Raw genomic sequence first — 23,653 nt, 5'->3', positions numbered from 1 at the left:
CATGCGCGGAAAGGTCGTTATCGCCGGCATAGGTCACACCGCTTTCGGTCGGCTCGAGGGGCGCAGCCCGATCTCGCTGATCACCGAAGCAGTCGGCAACGCCATCGCCGATGCGGGCATCGAAAAAGACGTCATCGACGGGGTGCTGGTCAAATTCCCCACCTCTGCACCGCAGTTCATGTTCGGTTCGCAGGTGGCCGAAGCTTTGGGCATCCAGCCACGTCTCGGCGGGGTGTGGGACCAGGGTGGCGCCGCCAATATCGGGCTGATCACCTATGCAAGCCTGGCCATCGAGGCGGGTCTATGCGACGTCGCCGTGATCTGTTTTGCCGACAATCCCAAGACCGGCAGTCGCCAGAACTACAGCCGTCCACATGGCGCCGATGCGACCATGCACGGCTGGTACGGCACCGCAGCCGGCTACGGCATGATCGCTCGGCGACACATGGCCGAGTTCGGCACGACGCGCGAACAGCTTGGTGCGGTGGCGATCGCTGCCCGGCGGCACGGCGCGGCCAATCCCAATGCGCAATTGCGCAAGCCTCTCGACATGGACACCTATCTGGCCTCCCCGCCCGTGGTCCTGCCGCTACTGCGCGACGATTGCGCGCTGATCAGCGATGGCGGCGCCGCAATCATCCTGATGAGCGCCGAGCGTGCCAGGCAATTGCAGGTGGCCCATCCGGTGCCCATCCTGGGGCTGGGGCAGGGCAATACGTCCTGGGCGGTGGCCCAGCGCCCTGATCTCACCACCACCCAGGCGGTCGTGTCAGGGGCCAAGGCGTTCGAGATGGCCGGCCTCGCGCCATCCGATATCGACGTCGCCCAGATCTATGACTGCTTCACCATCACCGTGCCGATGACGCTGGAAGACTATGGCTTCTGCGCCAAGGGGCAGGGCGGCAGCTTCGTCTCCGGTGGGCGCATCGAGATCGACGGCGACCTGCCGGTGAACACGTCCGGCGGCCTGCTTTCGGAAACCGGCATGCCCGGTCTGCAATTGGTGATCGAGGGCGTCCGGCAGATGCGCGGCCAGGCCAATCTGCAGGTGCCCAGTGCAAAGACCTGCATCGTCAGCAATCAGGGCGGGGTCATGACAACCCACGCCACGCTCATTCTCGGACAATAGGGATCGGACCGGTTTTTCCGGATCGAAGAGGAACATTTATGGCAACTTTCATTGGCATCGACGTGGGCGGGACGTTCACCGACCTGTTTTGCCGCAATCTGGAGACCGGCGAGGAAAAGGTCCTCAAAGTCCCCTCGACCCCCGATCAGCCTGCACGCGGCCTCCTCGATGCTCTCAAGGCGTCCCAGGTTCCCCCTGACGAGATCGCAGCCCTCATCCACGGCACCACCATCGCCACCAATGCGGTGATCGAGCGGCGCGGTGCCCGTTGCGCACTCATCACGACGATGGGTTTTCGCGATGTGCTCGAATTGGGTCGGCGCGATCGCCCGGATGTCTTCGGTCTGACGGGCACGCAGAACCCGCTGATCCCGCGCGACCGGCGCTGGGAGGTGAGCGAGCGCCTCGACCACAACGGCCAGGTGCTTACCCCAATTGCGGAAGACGAAGTGCGTCGCCTGGGCGCAATCTTCAAGGCGGACGGCATCGAGTCGATCGTGGTGTCCTTCCTCCACGCCTATGCCAACCCGCAGCACGAACATCGCGCCCGCGAAATCCTGCTCGAAATAGATCCCGGCTTCCAGATCGTTCTCGGCACCGACGTGCTGCGTGAACAGTACGAGTTCGAGCGCACGAGCACGGCCGTGGTGCAGGGCTTCCTGCAGCCGCTCGTTGGCGGTTATGCCGCCCAGCTCACCGCATCCCTGCACGAGTACGGTTATGACAAGGACACGCTTGTCATGCAGTCCAATGGCGGGGTGATCTCGCTCAGCCAGCTCGGCAACCGCGCCGCGCACATCATCCGTTCTGGCCCCGCCGCTGGCGTCGTTGCCGCTGCGCGCATCGCCGAGCAGGCGGGCTTCCGCAATGTCATTACCGGCGACATGGGCGGAACCAGCTATGACGTGGCGGTCATCATCGATGGTCAGCCCGACGTCGCCGAGACGACGCTGCTCGATTTCCGCATGCCGCTCAAAATTCCGATGATCGACGTCCACACCATCGGCGCCGGTGGCGGATCGATCGGCTGGATCGACCGTGGCGGCCTGCTGCATGTCGGCCCGCGCAGTGCGGGCGCATTCCCGGGCCCCGTCTGCTACCGCAAGGGTGGCAAGGAGCCGACCATCACCGACGCCAATCTCGTCCTCGGCCGCATCAATGCCGACAAGCCCATCGGCGGCGGCAATGGTGAGCGTCTGGACGTCGAAGCCGCGCGCGCAGCCATCGGAACGCTTGGCGAACAGCTCGGTCTTGGTGTCGAAGAAACCGCCAGCGCCATGCTTGCCATCGCCAACCAGACCATGGCTGGCCGTACGCGCCTGATGACCGTCGAGCGTGGCCTCGATCCCCGCAGTTTCGCGCTCGTCATCTTCGGTGGCGCCGGCCCGCTGCATGGCGCGGCGATCTTTGCCGAAGTCGGCATCGGCACCATGATCATCCCGCCCTATCCGGGCGTGCTCTGCGCCAATGGCTGCGTGGTGGCCGACCTGCGCTATGATTTCGCCCAGACCTTTGACCAGCCACTGTCCGAACTGCGCATCGAAGATGTCCACGCCGTCTTCGCCGGCCACGACGCGGAAGGTCGCGCCAAGCTGGACGCCAACGGCGTCGAGCTGGCTGCGGTCGAAGTGACCCATGTCGCCGATATGAGCTTCCAGGGCCAGATCCACACCATCCGCGTGGTCCTGCCTGCAGATGCGGACAAGGCGACGATCGATGCTGCCTTCCGGACCCGCTACCAGGAGCATTACGGCACTGCGCCCGGCCAGTCCGAGCCGGTCGTGGTGACCCTGCGCACGACGACCACGGGCGTTCGCCCCGAGACCTCGCGCGCCGCTGCCGAAATTACTGCAGCGACCACGCCGCGCCCCGCATCGCAGCGGGACGTCTATTTCGATCGCTGGCACAAGGCCGCCGTCTATTGGCGTCCCGATCTGGTGCCGGGCGATGTTTTTGAAGGGCCTGCAATCATTGAGCAGGCCGATACGACCAGCGTCATCGAACCCGGCATGAAGGTGCGTGTCGATGGGCTGGGCAATATTCTGGTGGAGATGGCATAATGGATACCGTAACGCTCTCCGTGGTCCGCGGTGCCCTGGACCAGGTCGCCAATGAAATGGACCTGCATTTCATTCAGTCCGCCTTCTCCCCGATCATCTCGGAGATGAACGACTGCGCCAACGGCATCTATCACCCTGTCACCGGGGAGACGATCGCCCAGGGTCAGTATGGCCTGCCGGTCTTCCTTGCCAACATGCAGCTCGCCGTTGGGCGGCTGATCCCGATTGTCGAGGAAAATGGCGGTTTCCGCCCCGGCGACGTCTGGGCCGTCAACGACCCCTATCTGGCTGGCACACATCTTTCCGACGTAACCATGATTTCGCCCTTCTATCACGAGGGTGAAGTGGTGGCGCTCCTCGCCAGCACAGGGCACTGGATGGATATTGGCGGCGGCGCAGCCGGTGGTTGGGCGCCCAATTCGACCGATATCCACCAGGAAGGGACGATGATCCCGCCCTTCAAGCTGGTCAGCGAAGGCGTGGTGGACGAGGGCGCATTGCGCTTCGTTCTCGCCAATCTGCGCCTGCCGGTCGAAGTGCGCGGGGATATCGCCGCGATGCGCTCGGTCTTCGATATCGGCCAGAAGCGTCTCGCCCGTCTCTACGAGCGCTACGGCGCTGCCGAAATGGCCTCGGGCGTCACCGAAATGATGGATCGCTCGGAAAAGCTGGTTCGCTCCTACATTTCCGAACTTCCCGACGGGGAGTACGAATTTGTCGATCACATCGACAATGACGGCCATTCCGACGAGGCGCTCCCCATCCGTCTCAGGGCCATCGTCAGGGGTGACGAACTCCTGTTCGACTTCACCGGCACGGCGAAATCTCCGCGAGGCACGCTCAACCTGCCTGAGATCACCACCATGTCGGCCTGCTATGTCGGCTTCAAGCATCTCTTCCCGGAAGTGCCGATAAATGGCGGCACATTCCGGCCGATCCGCTTCGTCATTCCGCAAGACAGCATGCTGGCGGCGAAATACCCCAAGCCCGTCGGCGGCTATCTCGAGGTTTCGAGTGCCGTGATGAACGTGGTTTTCGGTGCGCTCGCCAAGGTGACGCCCGAGCGGGCCCCCGCCGCATGGTTCGGCACCACCGGAGCCCTCACCTTCGGCGGCATTCATCCCGATACCGGCCGCTACTTTGTCTCCACCTGGATCTATCCGGGCGGCTATGGCGGCAGCGCCACGAGCGATGGCCTTGTCCATGGCACTTCCCCATTGTCGCTGGCCAAGATCATGTCGTTCGAATTGGCCGAGCGCCGGGCGCCCATCCGCTTCCGCAACGTATCGCTTCGGGATGATACCGGCGGCGCCGGTGCACGCATGGGCGGCTGCGGCTCGAGCTATGAGATCGAGACGCTTGCCGACTGTTCCATCTCGATCCTTGGCGACCGCGTCGACCACCAGCCCTTTGGTATTCTCGGAGGCGGGGAGGGCGCGGGCAACGACGTCACCTTCTCACTCCAGGGCCAGCCCTGGGTGCCGCCGATGCGATCCAAATGCCAGAACGTGATGATGCGTGCCGGCGACTGGGTTCGGGCCTCCTCTCCGGGTGGCGGGGGCTATGGCAATCCGCTCGATCGTTCCCTCGAACTCGTCGAGCGCGATCTCAACCTCGGCTATATCAGCCGCGAGACCGCCGAGGCGGTGTTCGGTGCGGTGATCGCCGAGGAAACGCGGGCCGGCGATCGAAGCCGCTATGCGCTCGACATGCCGGCCTCGCAAAGCAAACGAAACGAAATGAGCGCCGAAGGCGCAAGGGAGACTGCATAATGTCCGCAACCGACAAGCAAAACGTCTGGCTCATCACGGGCTGCACCAGTGGCCTCGGACGCGCCATCGCCGAAACGGTCCTCGGCGCCGGCTATCGGGCCGTGGTGACTGCGCTCAAGCTCGAGGACGTTGCCGATATCGCGGCTCGGTTTCCGGAAACGGCGCTGACGGCCGCGCTCGACGTCACCAATCGCGACCAGGCCTTTGAGGTCGTCGCGCAGGGCGAAGCCAGGTTTGGCTCGGTTGACGTGCTGATCAACAATGCCGGCTTCGGGTTCATGGGCGCCGTCGAAGAGAGCGCTCCGGCCGAATATCGCCCGATGTTCGACGTGAACCTCTTCGGCACGATCAACATGATCCAGGCCGTGCTTCCGGGCATGCGCGCGCGCCGCCACGGTCACATCATGAACATCTCGTCGGTCGGAGGCTTCACCGCCTCGATCGGGTTCGGGCTCTATGCTGCCGCCAAGTTCGGCGTCGAGGCCGTGTCCGAGTCCCTGACCCTCGAGGTCAAGCCGCTGGGGATCAATGTCAGCGTGATCGAGCCGGGCCAGTTCCGCACCAATTTCCGTGGGTCTTCCATGTCCACGGCCAAGCAGATGATCGAGGACTATTCCGAGACCGTCGGCAAGACCCGCGCCTTTATCGGCTCGTCGCATGGCACCCAGCACGGCGACCCGGTGCGCGCTGCAGAAGTCATGATCAAGCTCTCCGAAATGGAAAACCCGCCCTTCCGCATGCCGCTCGGCGGCGACGCCTACCAGCGCGTCCGTGCCAAGCTCGCTGCGGTCGAAAAGGATATCGCCGCCCATGAAGAATTGGGCACGGACGTCAACTTCCCCGGCCTGGTGGCCAAGTCCCGGCTCTAGCCAGAAAGGAGGGGGCATGACCACCTCTTACGCACCTATCGGCCTCTACATCAACGGCGAGTGGCGACAGGCCGCCGAGACGCTTCCCGTCATCGATCCGGCGACAACCAGCGAAATCGGACGGGTCCCGGTCGCCAGCAAGGCCGATCTCGATGACGCGCTTACGGCGGCCGAGGCCGGCTTCCGACTTTGGAGCGGCATGGGCGTGGACAAGCGCACACCCATCCTCAAGGCGGCGGTTCAGCTCCTGCGCGATCGCGCCCAGGCCATCGGCGCGATCATGAGCCGCGAGCAGGGCAAGCCCATCGCCGAGGCGAAGGCGGAGATCATGCGCTCCGCGGCCTTGCTGGAATGGGACATCGAGGAAGGTCGCCGTCTCTATGGTCGGGTGATCGATGGCGCCGCTGGCATGTCCAATCTGGCGCTTCGGCGTCCGATCGGCCCGATCGCGGCCTTCACACCGTGGAATTTCCCGGCGTCCATCCCGGCCCGCAAGCTCGGTGCACTGGCGGCCGGATGTTCGATTATCCTCAAGCCGGCCGAAGAAACACCTGCCACGGCCTGCGCCATGGTGCAGTGCTTTGCCGATGCGGGCCTCCCCGCCGGGGTGCTGAACCTCGTCTTCGGTAATCCCGCTGAAATCTCGGACTATCTGATCGGCTCGCCGATCATTCGCATGGCGACGCTGACCGGATCGGTGCCGGTAGGCAAGATCGTGGCGAGCAAGGCCGCAGCCATGATGAAGCCCGCCGTGATGGAACTGGGCGGCCATGCGCCCGTGATCATCTGCGAGGATGCCGATTTCGCCCGTATCGGCGAAATGGCAGTGCTGGCAAAATTCCGCAATGCCGGCCAGATCTGCACCTGTCCGACGCGCTTTCTCGTTCATCGCTCCGGCTATGAAGCTTTCCTGTCGGCATTCGCTGCCGCCACCGAAAAGCTGAAGATCGGACGCGGCGACGATCCGCAATCGCAGATGGGGCCGCTCGTCAATGCCCGCCGCCTGGAAGCCGTCGACGAATTGGTGCAAGACGCGGTCGCACGCGGCGCACGCCTTGTCACTGGCGGCCGCCGTATCGGTGACGAGGGCTGGTTCTATCAACCCACCATCCTCGCCGACGTGCCGCTCGATGCCCGGGCCATGCAGGAAGAGCCCTTCGGCCCGATTGCGCTGGTCGTCGCATTCGACGAGCTGGACCAAGCCATCGCCATCGCAAACTCGGTCCCCTTCGGATTGGCCAGCTACGCCTTCACCGAATCCGCGCGCAACGTTGCCCGGCTCACCAATGAGGTGGAAGCCGGCCTGCTCTCGATCAACCACTTCGGGGCCTCCCAGCCGGAGGGGCCTTTCGGTGGCGTCAAGGAAAGTGGCCTTGGCCAGGAAGGCGGGGTGGAAGGCCTTCTGAGCTTTACGTCCGTCCGCTATATCCAGCACAAATACTAGCGTTGCCGCCGCGGTCATCCATGGCCGCGGCGCAGCTCTCCAAGAGAGCCGAATCAGGCGATGGAGCAGTGTCGAGCGCCCACGGGCCTCGCAATGAAACGGTCTACACGGTAGTTTCCCTTATGTGTTGAGCGCATGCCTCCCATGCGACAACTTTTGGGCCTGCGCGGCGTTTCGGGTCTGCCTTAGATAGGGGCGGATTTGTAGCGGGTACCACTGTGACGCGTCACCACAATAGCCACCCCAGCCGCCGTATGGTGCTGGCCGGACTTGGCTTTTCTCTTTTTCTCGTTTCAACGACAGCGCTCACCAGGCCCCTTTTGGCCCAGGATGTCGCTGACGCCCCGTTTGAGTTCGATGCGTTCGCCGAACGCATGAAAACCCTCGCTGCCCAGCCCTTCGAACCCGTCTCCGTAGATATCCCATCGGCGTTCCAGGGCCTCGACTACGACGCCTATCGGAAGATCGAATACCGCGCTGACGCCAGCAGATGGGCAGATGAGGCGGCAGGATACCGCTTGCAGGCGTTTCACCTCGGCTGGCTCTATAACGAGCCGGTCAAGATCTTCGAGATCGAGGACGGCGTCGCGCGTCCACTCGATTTTGGTGCCGCCGATTTCAACTATCATGACGCCGCGATCAGCGAGGCCGCCGGGGCAGGGGTGTTTCCGGGCGTTGCCGGCTTGCGGGTCAATTATCCTCTCAACCGTCCCGAAGCGCTCGACGAACTGGTGAGCTTTCTCGGCGCGAGCTATTTCCGCGCCTTGGGCCGCAACAATATCTACGGCGCGAGCGCCCGCGGGCTGGTTCTCAATTCATGGGTCGACGTGCCCGAGGAATTTCCGCGTTTTTCCGAGCTGTACGTGGAAAAGCCTGGGGCAGACGGGCGGCTGGTCGTCTATGCGGCGCTCGAAAGCCCGAGCCTCACCGGTGCCTACCGCTTCATTATCACTCCGGCCAGCGATGCGGCCCAGGAAAGCGTCATGGAGGTTACGGCTCGACTGTTCTTCCGCACGGACGTGCAGGAGCTCGGCATCGCGCCACTCACCTCGATGTTCCTTTATGCCGAGGCCAATCGCGGTGGATTCGACGATTACCGCCCCCAGGTGCATGACAGCAATGGGCTTCTGGTCCAGCGCGAATCTGGGGAAGTCATGTGGCGCGCGCTCAATAACAGCGAATGGCTGGGCAATTCCTATCTCGCCGAAAACAATCCTGCCGCATTCGGCCTCTATCAGCGGGGCCGTGACTTCGAAAGCTATCAGGACGCCGGTGCCCATTACGAACGCCGGCCATCAGTGCGTGTCGAGCCGATCGGCCAGTGGGGGCAGGGCATGGTGCGGCTGATTGAAATTCCGGCCAGGCTCGAGGCTGACGACAATATCGTTGCCTTCTGGATTCCGGCGGAGCCGGCCCGGGCAGGGGACGCGCGCGAATATAGCTACCGTCTCATCTGGGGCGATCTCAATCCGGATCAGGACCCGACAATGGCCTATGTGGCAGAGACACGTGGCGGCATCGGTGGTGTGTCGGGCGTCGAAAACGCCCCGAACCTTCGCAAGTTCGTGGTCGATTTCAAGGGCGGCGAGCTTGCCACCCTGCCGGCCGGCAGTCCCATCGACGTTCTCGCCACCCTTGGCGGCGGCGTTATCCGGAACTCTGTGCTGTCGCGGATCGAGGCCAATGACGTCTGGCGTCTCGTTCTCGACGTCGAAGCCGACCCGGGCGCAACGCTCGAACTCAAGGCCTATCTGGTCGGCATGGGCAAGAAACTGACCGAAACCTGGCTCTATCAATGGAGGCCCGCCGCATGAAGCACATCGCCGATCTTCCTTCGGATGCCGGATTGCCGGATGCACCACTCTTCATGCCCAAACAGCACCTCGAGTCCCGGCGTTCGCTGATGCAGAGCATCCGGGCGGCGTTCTGGCCCTTTGGGTATCGTTGAGCGCCCAATTATGGCCCGGACAGTCCTTCTCCGCTTCTTCGCACTTTTCTCGGCCGCCGGGCTTAGCCTCGCGGGCGCCTGGCTGTTCCTGCGTGTCACTGGAGAAGGCGGGCTGAACTGGCTCGACCTGTTACGCTGCGCCCTCGTCGCCATCAGCAGCTTCTGGCTGGTCTGGGGCGGGGTGCCCGCAGTCCTGGGTGTATTTGCGCCGCGCCGAAAAACTCCCCCGGAGACCGGTGCGCTGCAGTCCCGCACCGCGATCCTCGTCCCGGTCTACAACGAAGACCCTCTTGCGACTTTTTCGCGTGTCGCCGCCATGAATCGCAGCCTGGTCCGGCTCGGCGTTGCCGAGCATTTTCATTTTGCAGTGCTTTCCGACACGCAGGATTTGAGAATTGCGGCTGCGGAAGCAGCGGAGTTCCAGCGTCTTCTGGCCGAACCCCAGAGTGAAGGGCGGATTTTTTATCGGCGCCGCGAGGTCAATGTCGGACGCAAGGCCGGCAATATCGAGGACTTCATCTGCCGGTCCGGCGGCGCCTATGAGTTTGCCCTGATCCTCGATGCGGATAGCCTGATGGAAGGCGAGACGATCGTCGCCATGACGCGTCGGCTCGAGGAAGATCCCGAACTGGGCCTGCTGCAGACCGTGCCCACGATCATCCACGCACAGACCCTGTTCGGGCGCTCCATCCAGTTCGCCGCGGCCTATCTGTCACCCACCTTCGCCAGGGGCGCGGCCGTGATGCAGGGGCGCGAAGGCCCCTATTGGGGGCATAATGCCATGGTGCGCATGCGCGCCTTTGCGGCCAGTTGCGGTCTTCCCGAGCTTTCCGGCAAGCCTCCCTTCGGTGGGCATATTCTGAGCCATGACTATGTCGAGGCAGCGCTTCTGTCGCGCGCCGGCTGGAAGGTCGAAGTCGATCCCTGGCTCAAGGGGTCGTATGAGGAAGCGCCGGACAATCTCATCGAATATGCCAAGCGCGATCGCCGCTGGTGCCAGGGAAATCTGCAGCACGGACGGCTTCTCCTTGCGCCCGGCCTCAAGGCGTGGAGCCGCTTTACGTTCATTCAGGGCATCATGGCCTATCTCGCCTCCCCGCTGTGGCTGCTGCTGCTCGCAGCGAGCCTGGCAGGCGCCATGCTGCCGAACCTGCCTGCGATCACGGCGGATTTTTCGACCTCACCGATCCCGGTCTGGATCCTCGGCGTGGCCGTGGCTTGCATTCTCGTCCTGCCAAAACTGATGATCCTGGCCCGAGGGGCACCCGATGGCAGCAACCGCCGTTTTGGCGGCACACTGGCGGCCTTTGGCTCGGTCATGAGCGAGATCGTGCTTTCCACGATCCTGGCGCCGACCATGCTGCTTATGCAAAGTCGCTCGGTCGCCCAGGTCCTGTTCCGGATCGATGGAGGCTGGCCTGCCACCCAGCGCGGCCAGACGCTTGTTCCCCTTGTCGACGCCTTTCGCGCCACGTGGTGGATCGTCGTCATCGCTACACTGGCGCTCGGCGCCACGCTGATTGGTGCTCCTTCGGCGGCCTTGTGGCTGGCTCCGGCCACGGTGCCCGCCATGGCGGCGCCCATCCTCGTCTGGGCGACGTCGCGCCCCCGCCGCACGGCAGGATCAAGGCTGTTCGTCACCGATATGGAGGCGGATCCGTCTGCGGTGATCCGTGAGCAAAGGGCCATATTGGCGTCCTGGGGCGGAGTGCACCAGCCAATCGAGGGCCATGCCGCGCCCGTCCTGATGAATTCGAGCGGCCATGTCACTGCCTGAGCAAGCTCTCCGCACCACCGCATTTCCGGCTTGGCACGGCATTCGATCCGCCCTCGTGCCGTCTCTGTCGCGCGCAGCCGACGGCTTGAGTGGACGGGATCCGCGCCTCGACATGTTTCGCGGCCTGGCCTTGGTCATGATTTTTATCAATCACGTGCCCGGGACGCTCTACGAGAACTATACCAATCGCAATTTCGGGTTTTCCGACTCCGCCGAGGCCTTCGTTTTCATGTCGGGCCTGGCGGCGGGCCTCGCCTATTCCAGTGCCTTTCGCGGCGGAAACCTGTGGTTGGCCATCGCGCGGGTCTGGGCGCGGGCGCGGCACCTCTACTTCGTGCACATCGCGGTGACGATGATCAGCCTCGCCATTTTTGCCGGGGCGGCGCTGTGGTTTGCCATGCCGGCCGTGTTGCTCAAGAACAATGTCGAGCCGGTGCTCAACCAGCCGCTCCAATCCCTGATCGGCATTCCGCTGCTCACCCATCAGCTCGGATATCTCAATATCCTGCCGCTCTATGCCGTGCTGCTGCTTGCCGCCCCGATCGCCCTCATGGTCGGATTGCGCCGGCCATGGCTGATGTTGGGTCTGTCGGTCGCGCTGTGGGTGATTGCCGGTCAGTTTCGGCTCAACCTGCCGAATTTTCCCAATCCGGGCGGCTGGTTTTTCAACCCCTTCTCCTGGCAGATCCTGTTCGTCACAGGCCTGCTGTCGGGTATGGCGATGAAGCGTGGCCAGACGTTCATTCCCCTGAACACCGCCCTCTATGCCGCCGCGGCGGCTTTTTTGGTTCTCGTGCTGCTCTGGGTGAAAATCCCGGAGCTCGGCATCGCCGGACGCAACGTCCTGGCCGCTCTTTCAAAGGCAGGCGCCCCCTTCTACATCACCTCGTTCGACAAGACCTACGTGGCCTTGCCCCGCCTCCTGCATGCGCTGGCGCTGTTTTACGTGCTTGGGCACATGCCTGCCATGCTGAGCCTGGCGCGATCCCGCTATGCCGCGCCCCTTCGCGCCATGGGCCGGCAGGGGCTGGCCGTGTTCGCCACGGGGACCGTGATCAGCCTCTTCCTGCAAGTGGTGAAAACGCCGCGCCAACCCGATCCGCTATTCGATGGCCTGATCCTCGCCGCGGGGCTTCTCACTCTCTGGGGGCTGGCCATAACGCTCAACTACACAGCCGCACTCCGCGCCAGGGCAGCTTCATCGCGGCCGGCGGCGTCGACCCAATAGATCTCCCAGGCCAAACAGCTGGAATTGACCGGCCCCGACGCGGTCGTCCCGTAAGGGCCGGAGGCTTCTAGTAAGTACAGCGTCCCCCGGAGAGGTCGAAGACCGAGGCCGTGGTAAAGCTGTTATCCTTGGAAACCAGCCAGGCGACCATGGCGGCAGCCTCGTCAACCTCGAGGAACCGGCCGCGTGGAATGCGGACCAGCATGTAGTTGATGAATTCCTCGGTGAGCGTATCGAGGATGCGCGTCTTCGCCGTCGCCGGAGTGATGCAATTGACCGCGATGTCGTGCTTGGCCAGCTCCTTGCCCAATGATTTCGTCAGCCCGATCACCCCGGCCTTGGCAGCGGAGTAGGCCGAAAGATTGGGATTGCCTTCCTTGCCTGCCACCGACGAGATATTGACGATACGGCCGTAGTTCCTGGCCTTCATCGAGGGGATGACGACCTTGTTGACGTAGAATGTGCCGTTGAGATTGATCTCGACAACCCGTCGCCATTCATCCGGATCATAGTCTTCCAACGGGGCATTGGTGCCGGCAATGCCGGCCGAATTGACGAGGATCGACACCGGACCCACTTCGGCTTCCACTTCGCCATGGACCCGCTCGAGTCCGGGAAGGTCGGTGATGTCGACCACTTTGCTGGCGGCGCCGTCGCCAAGCGCTGCAACGGCCTTGTCCAGCACTGCGCTGTCCCGGTCCCAAAGGCTGACTTTGGCGCCGGATGCGAGAATGCGCTGGGCCATGGCAAAACCGAGCCCCTGTGCGCCGCCGGTCACGACGGCCACCTGGTCTTTAAGGTCGATAGTATTCACGGGTCTGGTCCTGGAGGGAAAAAGGGCCCGGCTTTGACCGGGCCTGGATCGATCAGAGGCGAACGACTTCGCCGGAATGGATGGATTCGTCGGCGGCGAGCACGATGCGCAGGCTGTTGACGCCATCGGTCATGTGCTGGCCGAGATCGAGATTTTCCCGGATGGCCTTGAGCAGATAGCGTTGTTCGCGCTCGCAAAGCTCGTCGTGGTCGGGTTCATCGGACATGTCGATGCGTTCGTCCGGCTTGTTCATGTCCGCATAGTGGCGAAGGATCTGGTTGGTCTTGGTGTGGGCGTTGATATCGTCCGATTTCACGCCCTCGGCATTTTCGGCCATGACGATGGACACCGAGCCCTTGGGCCCGAAGACGTCCTTCACGAAGAAGGCCGTTTCGCTGACCATCGGTCCCCAGCCGGCCTCATACCAGCCGACCGAGCCGTCATCGAACTGCACCTGCAGCATGCCATAGTTTTGCTTGGCCACTTCATCGGTCAGCTTGGCGCCGATGGCGTGGACCTTGACCGGCTTGGCGTCGGTCATCTGGCACATCACATCGACATAGTGCACGCCGCAGTCGACGAGCGGGGTGAAGCTGTCCATCAGGCGCTTGTGCCAGGACCAGGTCTCGCCATTCGATTGCTGGTTGAGGTTCATGCGGAACACCAGCGGCGTTCCGAGCTCGCGCGCGATCTCGATGAACTTGTTCCAGCTCGGATGCTGGCGGAGAATGTAGCCGATAACGAGCTTGCGGCCGGTGCGCCTGGCAGTCTCGACCACCTTATCGGCGTCCGCGACCGTCAGGGCCATGGGCTTTTCAACGAACACATGCGTTCCCGCTTCCATCGCCTTGATGGCGTAGGGCGCGTGGGTGTCCGGCATGGTGTTGATCGAGACGACGTCTGGCTTGAGTTCGGCCAGTGCTTTTTCGAAATCGCTGTACCTGGCGGCGCCCTGCAGCGCCTCGGGCAGTTCGACCTGGTCGATGTGGCGGGTACAGACGCCCACCACATCGAACCCGTCGATCTTGGTATAGGCCTTGGCATGGCTCATGCCCATATTGCCCAGGCCGACGACGAGAACGCGTAAAGTGCTCATGAGATTATCTCCTTCTAGGCAATGCGGATGATTGTGCCCGTGCGCGCCGATTCTTCGGCGGCAAGGCACGCCTCGAGCGCGTTGGCGGCGTCCTCGGGGCGACCGATATCGGGCTGTTCGCCGGCAATCGCCTTGCGGGCAAAATAGTCGAATTCGTCGCGCAGCGCCCCGCCGCGAACGCCGTCGAACATCGGCCAATAGGTCGTGTCGGGGCTGTGCAGCTTGTTTCCATCAACGATCGCCAGGTTCGGGAACGTGTCCTGAATATGGATGATGCCCTCGGTGCCTATGACGGACATGCGCTCGTCAATGTCGAATGGCGTCTTGTCGGGCATGCACCACACCGTCTCGAGCGTCGCTGTAGCGCCATTCTCGAAGCGGAACATGGTCTGGCCGATATCGGGATGGGCGAGATTGCGGACGGAAATGGTCTGGGCATAGGCCGAAACGATTTTCTCGCCGGTCAGCCACAGCATGATGTCGGTGTCGTGGATGGCGTCGCCGACAATCGGCCCGATCTTGTTGAGGATGGTCGGCGTCCACGCAGCCGGGATGTTCCGGCGCGACGACAGGGCCACGATCTTGCCGATCCTGCCTTCATCGATCGCCTGCTTGGCCATGCGGAAGCGTGGATTGAAGCGCACGACGTGGCCGATAAAGAGGATGCCCTTCGAGGTCTTGGCCGCCTCGACGATCTTGCGGGCGTCTTCCGGCGTGGAGGCGATAGGCTTTTCGAGGAAGACGTGCTTGCCGGCCTTGAGTGCGGCGATCGCCGGCTCGGTGTGCTGGTCCCACATGGTGCAGATCGACACCGCGTCGATGTCCGGGTCGGCCAGCATGTCGTGATAGTCGGTATAGAGCTTTGAAACGCCGAACTTTTTGCCCTGTTCGGCCAGCCGTTCGGGCGTGCGCGTGCACAGCGCCTCCAGCTTCAGATTGGGAATGCCGATGATGGTCTCGGCATGGATCTCCCCGAACCAGCCAAGCCCGATAATGCCGATGCGCAATTGCGACATGATTTTCTTCTCCCCTAGAGATCCTCGAGCGTCAGCTCGCGGGTCATCACGATATTTCCTGAACTGAGGCCGCAATCGACCGGTATGATCGCGCCGGACACGGCGCTGGCAGCATCGGAGGCGAGAAACCCCACCACCGAGGCCACTTCCTCGGGCTCGACGATGCGCCCGAGCGGATACCAGCGCTCCAACGTCTTGAGCACATCGGGGTCTTTTTGCGCGCGCTCGCGCCAAAGCGGCGTCCGCACGGTCCCCGGCATCACGCAATTGCTGCGAATGCCATATTTGCCGAGTTCCTGGGCGAGGGTCCTTGTCATGGAAATCATGCCCGCCTTGGCGGCCGAATAGGCGGGATCTCCCAGCGCACCCTGGCCGTTCACCGAGGCGATGTTGACGATCACGCCGGACCGGTTTTCCTTCATGCTCCCGGCGGCTGCATGGGCGCAGTAGAATGCGCCATTGAGATTGCCGTTGATCTCTTCCGCCCAGCTCGACGGGTCGGTAAGGCGCAGCACGTGGTGATGCGAATATCCGGCATTGTTGACCAGCACATCGACCCGCTCGATCTCGCTGAACGCGGCCTCGACCGCTTCGGCATCGCCGATATCGAGCCGCATGAAGCGCGTGTTGATCCCCGCATCTTCAAGCGTGCTGGCCGCGCCGCCGGAGGTGACGGATTTGTCCAGCCCCACGATCTGCGCGCCCCGCGAGCCGAACCAGTGGGCGAGACAAAGCCCGATGCCGCCTGCCGCTCCCGTTATGACGACGGTTTTGCCTCCGAATCCGCTCATTGTGGCACCCGCGCCAGCGCATCGCCGATCCACTCGAGGTTTTTGCGGCGCTGATGTCCAAAATTGTAGAAGGCCAGGTCTGTCACCCCGCCCTTGACGAGAATGTCGACGGCGGCAAGGAATTCGGCCTTGTTTTCGATATCGGGATAGCTCGGCCGCAGAATGCCGCGAATCCTGGTGTCGTCAGGTACGCGGTGCTTGAGATCGAACAGATCCGCCGCAATGCGCGCGGCACTCGGTTCATAAAAGCAGGCTTCGATGATGCCGGTGATCTCGGCGACAGCCCTCAGGTCAGTGCCTTCGTACCAGGCCCCGCCAGTCGGACGCGCCACCGACGGAATGACCGCGACGTCGCAATCTGCGCGCACCCGGTCCCGGATTTCGGCGACGAGACTGGTAACCTGTTCGGCACGGAAATCGAGATAGGCCCGCAAATCGGAATTGGTCGCGATCTCTGCCATCCAGAAGGCGCGGCCCATATCTTCCGGAATATCGACATCGCTGTCGAGAAAACTCGCGATCCGCGCCGCGACTTCTGCCTTGAGGCCCTCCGCCTCGATCCCGCGGGCGGTGGCGGCGGTGACACAATGCGTGCAGAAGCAGAGCCCCATGAGCCCCTCGAACATGGGGTCCTGGCGCACGAAGCTCGTCTCGTGGTGATAGCCATGCGCATAGGGCGTAAAGCCCGGCGCTTCCAGCGATATCCCGCTGATTGGATAGCGTTCGGTTACGTCTCTGGCGAGGCCGATGGCGTAATCGCGTGCGGCCGGCGCGCTGGGGCAGAGATTGTAGAAATACGGGTCGCCAAAGGCGTTGCGCACCACCGCATCTGGGTGCTGCATGCCTAGCCGCGTATTGTGCATCAGCACCAGCCAGACATTGATGTTCATCCGCCCATCGTCGCACAGCTGCGTCAGAACATCGGTCTCCGTGAGGATCGAGTTTGGCGCCGGCTTGATGGCGCCGTAGCGCGTGTCGTCGTGGCGGAAATAGGCGGTGCCGTCCTCGGGAAAGTAGACCTTCCCCGATTTGCCCTGCGGCCGCAGGAATTTTCCGGCGTGGTAAGTGCCGGCCATCGAGACGGTGTCGAGCCCCATCTCCGTGAACGCGGAGACGGAATTGCCGACGCCGTGCTCGGCCAGGTCCCATGCATAGCTCAGAATGGCCCTGTAGCTCATTGTCCGAACCAGCCATCCTTGAGGTAACGCATATATTCAAACACCATGCCGTGCTTGAGCACGAAGGCCACTTCCAGAAAGTCCCCGACGATGAAGGGCGGGATCAGCACCTCGTCGACTTCGGCAAGCCGCGCTTGCATGTCGTCGATGCGATAGGCGACATGCGGGTTGTTCTTGACCAGATCCGGCGTCGGGCTGTCCGGCTCATAGCGCAGGAACTCGATATGCTCGGGATGATTGCGCGGATTGGTGACCCACAGCCGGGACTGTTCGACCCAGTCTTCCTGCGGCTGCTTGACCGTGGTGGTGATACCTACATGATCGAATTCAAACACGACGATCCCCCTCGAACGTCAGGATGAGGCGGGGAATGACCCCCGCCTGTTGCTTGGCTCAGAGCGTGGCTTCGATGGCCGCGATGTCGACGGCCTTGTATTCGTCGCGCAGCTCGAAAGCCTCCGCGTCGGCCTTGACCTTGGCGTGGTCGAAATCGTTGGCGCCATCGATCAGCTCGTTGGTGGTCACGTCCTCGGCCTTGAGCGGCTGGGAGATTTGGCCGATCTTGTGGATGGCGTCGAAATAGGCCTGCCAGCTATCCTGCAGATGCAGGCCCCACTTGCCGCGCTCGTCCCAGTGGGCGTGCATCAGCCCGCTTTGCTGCATCAGCGATTCAACCGCCGTTGCCGGGTCCATCTGGGTGGCGAGGCCGGGGAATTCGTCCATCGCGATCTGCGTCGCCGCAGCCGGATTAAGCCAGCCGAATTCGAGGCCCATGGCCCATCCGCGCAGATAGCGCGTGTAGAGATCCTTGAGGGCAGGATCCTCGAGGTCACCGGCGCGAATGACAAAACTGTTGGCCGGGAACACCGAGGCGTTCTTGCCCAGCAGATAGTCGAAGTCGAACCCCTGGCCACGCCACTGGGCGCGCAGGCCTTCCCATGTCAGCGCCGCGTCGGCCTGGCCCTGAGCCAGCGACTGTCCCCAGCCCGCCACTTCGACATATTTGATGGTGCTGAGATCGACGCCTGCTGCGGCCAGCATCGGATCGGCAATGGACTGCCAGCCGGCCGAACCGAGCACGATGGTCATGCCTTCCATGCCCTTGAGGTCTGCCGGAGCCTTGCCCTTCTGGAAGGCGAAGTCGAAGACGTCACCGGCCATGATGTGGAAAACGGATTTGAGTTTCATGCCTTGCTCGAGGCCCAGCGAGAGGACGCCCGGGGAAGGGTAGCCGAAATCGGACTGGTTCTGGTCGACCAGCTTGATGGCCGCGGTGGCATCCTGCGGACCGGCTTCGACACTGGTCTCGATGCCGTCGAAATAGCCCATGCGCTTGGCGACCCAATAGGCGAAGTCATCGACGACTTCGAGCGAGCCGCGCGGGGATACCCAGCGCACCGAATTGTTCTGCGCAAAGCTGCGGGACGTCAAACCCAGAGCCGACATTGCGATACCGGCCGAGGTGATCTGGAGCAGGCGACGACGATTGATGCTCGTTGTATTCAGCAGATTTGACATGGATTTCCTCCCAAATGTCCGGTAGACGCCCGGCCCCTCAGCCGGGCGGCATGCTGGGTGCTCAGGACTCCCAGCTGGTCCATTTCTTCCCGATGAGGAAGAAGATGACGTAGATGGAGATGCCAATGGTCGCGAGCAGGACGATCACCGCGAAGAACTGCGGCATGCGGATCATTGACGAATAATAGTTGAGGCGATTGCCGAGGCCCTCGGCGCCGCCGACCATTTCGGCGCCGACCGTGGTCAGCAGCCCGAAGATCGATCCGATCATCAGCCCGACCATGATCATCGGCATGGCCATGGGGATGCGGATCTTGGTGAAGATCTGGAAGGTCGAGGCGCCGAACGAGCGCGCCAGGGCAATCTTGGCGAGGTCCACCCGACGGAACCCGGTGGCCGAATTGATCATCACCATCGGGCCCGAGGCGAGCGCCACCGCGATGATGCGCGGCTCCCATCCAAAGCCGAACCGCAGCACCAGAAGCGGCACCAGCGCCAGCATCGGCGTCGTCACCAGCAGCAGGATGTACGGGGTGATGATCTTCTCGGCGAAGGGAAACTGGGTGATGACGGCCGCCAGGATGAAGCCGATAGAGGCGCCGATGGTGAACCCGATCAGAAGCTCGCAGATCGTCGTCACCAGATGTGGCCACAGAAACGGCCATTCCGAGATCAGCGCCGCGCCGATCGCGCTGGGCGGCGGCAAGATATAAAGCGGTACTTCGAAAAGCCGGATCGCCAATTCGGCGCCGCCGATCATCGCGACGGCGACGAGAATGATGATGGCGATCTCGAATGCACTTCTTGTCGAGCCCGACATCAGCGCCGCGCCACTGCCGCCGAGGCCGATTTCGGCCTTCTGCCCCTTGGCGCCGAAGCTGGGGATCTTGTCCTGCAAGGCATCACTCATGGTCTTGGTCTCCTTGCTCGACGATCAGGCGGGTCGGTGGTCGATCATGGCCTTGATGGCCTCGACGCGGTCCAGGAAGTCCGGCGTCGTCTGAAGCTTCACCGGCCGCGGACGGGGCAGGTCGACATCGATGACATTGGAGATGCGCCCCGGTCGCGCCGACATCACGACGATACGATCCGCCAGGAACACCGCTTCGGTGATGGAATGGGTGATGAAGATGATGGTCTTGCCGGTCTCCATCCATATTTCCTGGATCAGCAGATTCATCTCGTCGCGGGTGAAGGCGTCGAGTGCACCGAAGGGCTCGTCCATGAGCAATACGGAGGGATCGACGGCCAGGCTGCGCACGATCGAGGCGCGCTGCTGCATGCCACCGGATAGCTCCCGCGGATATTTGTTCTCAAACCCCTCGAGGCCGACGCGCTTCATCAGTTTTTCGATGCGCGCACGGTCCGGCGACCGGCGCTTGATTTCGAAGGGCAGCTCGATATTGCGCGCCAGATTGCGCCAGGGCAGCAGATTGGCTTCCTGGAAGATCATCGCGATTTCAGGATGGGGCTTGTCGATCGTGTCGGCACCGAGCCGGATCCGTCCGCCACTGAGCTTGTGAAGACCCGCCATCGACCACAGCAGGGTGGACTTGCCACAGCCCGACGGACCGAGCAGGCACAGGAATTCGCCCTCCCGTACATCGATGGACACATCGTCGAGCGCATGTACGCCACCAGACTTCGTCTGGTAGATTTTCGAAGCGTGCTCGACCGTCATCTTTGCCGGATTTTGGGCGTCAATATACGCCCCGGCTGCATCATGCATGCAGCGTCCCTCCCTCACCGTCCCGTAACCATTCGAGTGCCGACCTCCTCAGATCTGCACTCGCCCTCTAGCGTCAACTGAAACAGAATTTCACAGAGCTGCGTATAAGACTTTAGTATTATGCAATCGCTGGCATTGGGGTCGGAGCGGCATAAAATCTAACGAAATCTCCGAGATTCTGGGGCGGTTAGTGCGAGCGCATGATACCAACGTCGTGCTGTCAGACAGATTTCTCTTGCGCAAGTGACGCTGTCCTGTAATTCAATTTCACATTTGAAAGGGCAGGGCCGCACACTGATGACGACTATTCAGTCAAAAACCCGACCCGCTGGTGCGCAATCCGATGTCATCGACATCGTTTCCCGCATGCAGCGCGTGGAGGCGCAGCTTTCACCTGCCGAACAGCAGGTGCTCAAGGCGGTCCGGGCGGATTTCGAAGCGACCACTCGCATGACCATCGCCGAGCTGGCGCGAGCCGCCGACGTCAGTCAGCCCACAGTGACGCGGTTCTGCCGGTCGATCGGCTGCGCCTCGTTTGCCGATTTCAAGATCAATTTGGCCACCACGCTCACCGTCGCTGCTGCCTATCTCCAGCCCGACCGTCACTTCGACGACGATGCCGGTCAATTGGCCCAATCGATCATGACGCGTGCGGTCAACGTCATGCGCGACGCCCTCAACGGGCTCGACACCGACGCCGTGGCGCGCGCAATCTCCGCAATTTCCCGGGCACGGCGTGTCGATATCTACGGGCAGGGCGGTGGCTCGGCGAGCCTCGTCGAAGACGCCAAGCTGCGTCTTTTCCGCATGGGCGTGCCGGTCAGCGCCTATATCGACGGTCACCAGCAGCGCATGTCCGCCGCCACCCTTGGCAAGGACGATGTGGTTCTCGCCATTTCCAATAGCGGGCGCTCCAAGGCAGTGGCCGAGGCGCTCCAGATCGCCACCTCCTTCGGGGCGACGACCATCGCGCTGTCCCGGCCGGATACGCCCGTCGCCGAGGGCGCCGATATCCTGATTCCCATCGTGGTGGCCGAGGACGAGAACGTCTATTCCCCCACGCCGTCGCGCTATGCGCACATGCTGGCGATCGACACCATTGCCGCCGGCGTCGCCGCCGAGCGGGGCCCCGAGGCGCGCGAGACGCTCCGTCGCGTGCGCTACACCGTGGCCAGTATCGGCATCGCCATACCGGCCCCGGCAACGGACCCGACGATCCTGATGAAAACCATCAAACCGCACGAGTAACGCCATGTCTTCCCTGCAGGATGCCAAGCCGGACTGGATCTTTCGGAACGCCCGGATCATTGACGGTACGGGGGCGCCATCCTTCATGGGCGAGGTGGCCGTCACGGCCGATGTCATCACCGCAGTCGGTCCCACAGGCACCATATCCCAGCGGGGAGCCAACGAGGTCGATCTCGCCGGCATGGCCCTCGCCCCCGGCTTTATCGATGCCCACACCCATGATGACCGCATCGTCCTCGACGCCCCCGACATGCTGCCCAAGATCAGCCAGGGCGTCACCACGGTAGTGGTCGGCAATTGCGGCATTTCTCTCGCGCCGGTCCAGTTCGACGCCGAACCGCCGCCGCCGATGAATTTGCTCGGTGGGGCCGCGGCCTATCAATTCCCGAACTTCGCCGCCTATGCCAGGGCGGTCGCCCACGCCAGGCCGTCGGTGAACGTGGCTGCGCTTGTCGGTCACTCGGCTTTGCGGCTCGCCGTCATGGCCAACATTGCGGTCAAGGCCAGCGACGCCGAGATATCGCGTATGGGCGACATGCTGACCGAGGCCATGGAAAATGGCGCAGTCGGCTGGTCGACGGGGCTCTTCTACCCAACCAATGCAGCCGCCGATGCCGAAGAAGTCGCCGCACTCGGGCGTTACGTGGCCCGGCACAATGGCGTTTACGCGACACATATGCGCAACGAGTTCGAGAACGTGCTTGAGAGCATCGACGAGGCCGTTCATACGGCCAAAGCGGCCGGCACGCCGCTCGTCATCTCCCACCACAAATGCGCGGGCGTCGAAAACTGGGGCCGCACCGAGCAGACCCTGCCAAAGATCGCGGCGCTGGCTGCCGATCATCCGATCAATTTCGACGTCTACCCCTATTCCGCAGGGTCGACCAATCTGCGGGCCGATCTCATCACCGACACCTATCCGATCATGATTTCATGGTCGGAGCCGCATCCCGAGATGACCGGCCGCTACATCACCGACATCGCCGCAGAGTGGGGCATCGACATCCACGAAGCCGCCGCGCGCCTGCAGCCGGCGGGCGCCATCTACTTCCAGATGGATGAGGCGGATGTGCGCCGGGTGATGCGTTCGCCGCTATCGATGATCGGCTCGGATGGCCTGCCGCATGATGTGCACCCGCATCCGCGTCTGTGGGGGACTTTTCCGCGCGTCCTCGGGCACTACGCTCGCGATGTCGGGCTCTTCGACCTTGAAACCGCCGTGCACAAAATGACCGGGCTCACCGCAAAAGTCTTCAGCCTCACTCGCAGGGGTGAAATCCGGCCCGGCAACTTCGCCGATCTCGTCGCCTTCCGTCCGGAAATCGTATCCGACCTCGCCACCTATGAAAGCCCATTGCTGCAATCTGTTGGCATCGACTGGGTGATGGTCAATGGGGTGCCATCCTTCTCCACGACGCAATCAACCCCTGGCCGCGCCGGCCGCCTCGTTCAGCGCGACACCTGACGTATCCATCGCGTACTGGCAACGACAAGGCGAAGCTGATCGCCGGCTACGCTGTTGCCTTGGACAAGGGGCTTGAGATTGGCGGTCAGTTGGCCGTGCCAAAGCTGCCAACAGGCGCTGAGCACTCCCGCGATGCCAAGCGACCTTCCGGCGTAGCCTCTATTGGAATTTTTCGGCCTTGGGGTCCGACTTGCCAGAGTCTGCAAACCTGTGGATTTCGGATGCATATCCGGGCCCGTCACTGTCCTTTGCCTGTCCCCTCACATATTCGCCCCGCGAGGTGCCCCCGGGATAGCAGGCGGTCTGATTGCAGGCTTTCACTTCCTGGCCCCAGTTACCTTGCTGCGCCTGAGCAAGGCTCGTTCCGGCAGCCAGCCCAAATACCAAGATCACGAGCCATTTCATTTCAAACACCTTTATTCAAAGCGCACTTGGAGAGGGTGCGCATGGTCAAGCCTATGAACGTGGCGTCTTCTGATCAATTCGCTCGTATGGGCTACTGCAGTTGATCCCGCCGGCTCCAGACCCTCGGCCCCAGGGTCGACGCTAGCTATGCGGATGCTCAACCCAC

21 protein-coding genes are annotated in these 23,653 nt (G+C 62.8%); 11 read left to right on the top strand and 10 right to left on the bottom strand.

Features of this window, described 5'->3' with window-relative positions:
• Position 1: 1 nt before the first annotated feature.
• The 9 genes from N0P34_RS12505 (at position 2) to N0P34_RS12465 (ending at position 12,227) form a co-directional block, all read left to right on the top strand.
• Positions 2-1,129, top strand: a complete 1,128-nt coding sequence (locus tag N0P34_RS12505) for a thiolase family protein (RefSeq protein WP_275603564.1) — start codon at positions 2-4, stop codon at positions 1,127-1,129.
• A 38-nt stretch (positions 1,130-1,167) separates the two neighbouring features.
• Positions 1,168-3,189, top strand: a complete 2,022-nt coding sequence (locus N0P34_RS12500) for a hydantoinase/oxoprolinase family protein (RefSeq protein ID WP_275603563.1) — start codon at positions 1,168-1,170, stop codon at positions 3,187-3,189.
• Positions 3,189-4,961 (top strand): hydantoinase B/oxoprolinase family protein, encoded by a 1,773-nt coding sequence (locus N0P34_RS12495; protein ID WP_275603562.1) that lies wholly within the window; start codon positions 3,189-3,191, stop codon positions 4,959-4,961. Before N0P34_RS12500 ends, N0P34_RS12495 begins: the two co-directional genes overlap by 1 nt.
• The gene (locus N0P34_RS12490; protein WP_275603561.1) at positions 4,961-5,830 is read left to right on the top strand and encodes an oxidoreductase; all 870 of its coding nucleotides are present in this window, start codon (positions 4,961-4,963) and stop codon (positions 5,828-5,830) included. Before N0P34_RS12495 ends, N0P34_RS12490 begins: the two co-directional genes overlap by 1 nt.
• 16 nt (positions 5,831-5,846) lie before the next feature.
• Positions 5,847-7,274 (top strand): NAD-dependent succinate-semialdehyde dehydrogenase, encoded by a 1,428-nt coding sequence (locus N0P34_RS12485; RefSeq protein ID WP_275603560.1) that lies wholly within the window; start codon positions 5,847-5,849, stop codon positions 7,272-7,274.
• A 218-nt stretch (positions 7,275-7,492) separates the two neighbouring features.
• On the top strand, positions 7,493-9,088 hold the full coding sequence (locus tag N0P34_RS12480; RefSeq protein WP_275603559.1) for a glucan biosynthesis protein G: 1,596 nt from the start codon (positions 7,493-7,495) through the stop codon (positions 9,086-9,088).
• Positions 9,085-9,222, top strand: coding sequence for a hypothetical protein (locus N0P34_RS12475; protein ID WP_275603558.1), 138 nt, complete (start codon positions 9,085-9,087; stop codon positions 9,220-9,222). The genes N0P34_RS12480 and N0P34_RS12475 overlap by 4 nt, the downstream gene beginning before the upstream one ends.
• A gap of 10 nt (positions 9,223-9,232) precedes the next feature.
• The gene (gene mdoH / locus N0P34_RS12470) at positions 9,233-10,999 is read left to right on the top strand and encodes a glucans biosynthesis glucosyltransferase MdoH (protein ID WP_275603557.1); all 1,767 of its coding nucleotides are present in this window, start codon (positions 9,233-9,235) and stop codon (positions 10,997-10,999) included.
• Positions 10,986-12,227, top strand: a complete 1,242-nt coding sequence (locus N0P34_RS12465) for an OpgC domain-containing protein (RefSeq protein WP_275603556.1) — start codon at positions 10,986-10,988, stop codon at positions 12,225-12,227. Before mdoH ends, N0P34_RS12465 begins: the two co-directional genes overlap by 14 nt.
• 67 nt (positions 12,228-12,294) lie before the next feature.
• On the opposite strand, the gene N0P34_RS12460 is transcribed toward N0P34_RS12465, so the two are convergent.
• The 9 genes from N0P34_RS12460 to N0P34_RS12420 form a co-directional block, all read right to left on the bottom strand.
• Complete coding sequence (locus N0P34_RS12460) at positions 12,295-13,041, bottom strand: SDR family NAD(P)-dependent oxidoreductase (protein WP_275603555.1); 747 nt, start codon at positions 13,039-13,041, stop codon at positions 12,295-12,297.
• Positions 13,042-13,093: 52 nt separating this feature from the next.
• Positions 13,094-14,137 carry a Gfo/Idh/MocA family oxidoreductase gene (locus N0P34_RS12455; protein ID WP_275603554.1) on the bottom strand — a complete coding sequence of 348 codons (1,044 nt, stop codon included), beginning with the start codon at positions 14,135-14,137 and terminating at the stop codon, positions 13,094-13,096.
• A 14-nt stretch (positions 14,138-14,151) separates the two neighbouring features.
• Entirely contained in the window at positions 14,152-15,153 is a 1,002-nt protein-coding gene (locus tag N0P34_RS12450; RefSeq protein WP_275603553.1) for a Gfo/Idh/MocA family oxidoreductase, read from the bottom strand.
• 14 nt (positions 15,154-15,167) lie between these two features.
• Positions 15,168-15,944 (bottom strand): SDR family oxidoreductase, encoded by a 777-nt coding sequence (locus N0P34_RS12445; protein ID WP_275603552.1) that lies wholly within the window; start codon positions 15,942-15,944, stop codon positions 15,168-15,170.
• Positions 15,941-17,122, bottom strand: coding sequence for a hypothetical protein (locus tag N0P34_RS12440; protein ID WP_275603551.1), 1,182 nt, complete (start codon positions 17,120-17,122; stop codon positions 15,941-15,943). Before N0P34_RS12440 ends, N0P34_RS12445 begins: the two co-directional genes overlap by 4 nt.
• A complete protein-coding gene (locus N0P34_RS12435) occupies positions 17,119-17,457 on the bottom strand; it encodes a hypothetical protein (RefSeq protein WP_275603550.1) in 339 nt (112 codons plus the stop codon). The genes N0P34_RS12440 and N0P34_RS12435 overlap by 4 nt, the downstream gene beginning before the upstream one ends.
• A gap of 58 nt (positions 17,458-17,515) precedes the next feature.
• The gene (locus N0P34_RS12430; protein ID WP_275603549.1) at positions 17,516-18,640 is read right to left on the bottom strand and encodes an ABC transporter substrate-binding protein; all 1,125 of its coding nucleotides are present in this window, start codon (positions 18,638-18,640) and stop codon (positions 17,516-17,518) included.
• 61 nt (positions 18,641-18,701) lie between these two features.
• Positions 18,702-19,550, bottom strand: a complete 849-nt coding sequence (locus tag N0P34_RS12425) for an ABC transporter permease (RefSeq protein WP_275603548.1) — start codon at positions 19,548-19,550, stop codon at positions 18,702-18,704.
• A gap of 24 nt (positions 19,551-19,574) precedes the next feature.
• Entirely contained in the window at positions 19,575-20,369 is a 795-nt protein-coding gene (locus tag N0P34_RS12420; protein ID WP_275603547.1) for an ABC transporter ATP-binding protein, read from the bottom strand.
• Between the two features lie 297 nt (positions 20,370-20,666).
• Here N0P34_RS12420 and N0P34_RS12415 point away from each other — a divergent pair, with 297 nt between their 5' ends.
• Both N0P34_RS12415 and N0P34_RS12410 read left to right on the top strand, forming a co-directional pair.
• Positions 20,667-21,617: a MurR/RpiR family transcriptional regulator gene (locus N0P34_RS12415; RefSeq protein ID WP_275603546.1), complete on the top strand. Its 951-nt coding sequence runs from the start codon at positions 20,667-20,669 to the stop codon at positions 21,615-21,617.
• A gap of 4 nt (positions 21,618-21,621) precedes the next feature.
• On the top strand, positions 21,622-23,082 hold the full coding sequence (locus N0P34_RS12410) for a D-aminoacylase (protein WP_275603545.1): 1,461 nt from the start codon (positions 21,622-21,624) through the stop codon (positions 23,080-23,082).
• Positions 23,083-23,241: 159 nt separating this feature from the next.
• Here N0P34_RS12410 and N0P34_RS12405 read toward each other — a convergent pair whose 3' ends face one another.
• Entirely contained in the window at positions 23,242-23,487 is a 246-nt protein-coding gene (locus N0P34_RS12405; RefSeq protein WP_275603544.1) for a hypothetical protein, read from the bottom strand.
• Positions 23,488-23,653 lie beyond the last annotated feature (166 nt).

It is taken from the genome of Devosia sp. FJ2-5-3 (assembly GCF_029201545.1).
Classification (GTDB): domain Bacteria; phylum Pseudomonadota; class Alphaproteobacteria; order Rhizobiales; family Devosiaceae; genus Devosia.
The sequence above is the reverse complement of the archived record's forward strand: the minus strand, read 5'-3'. Positions and strand labels throughout refer to the sequence as shown.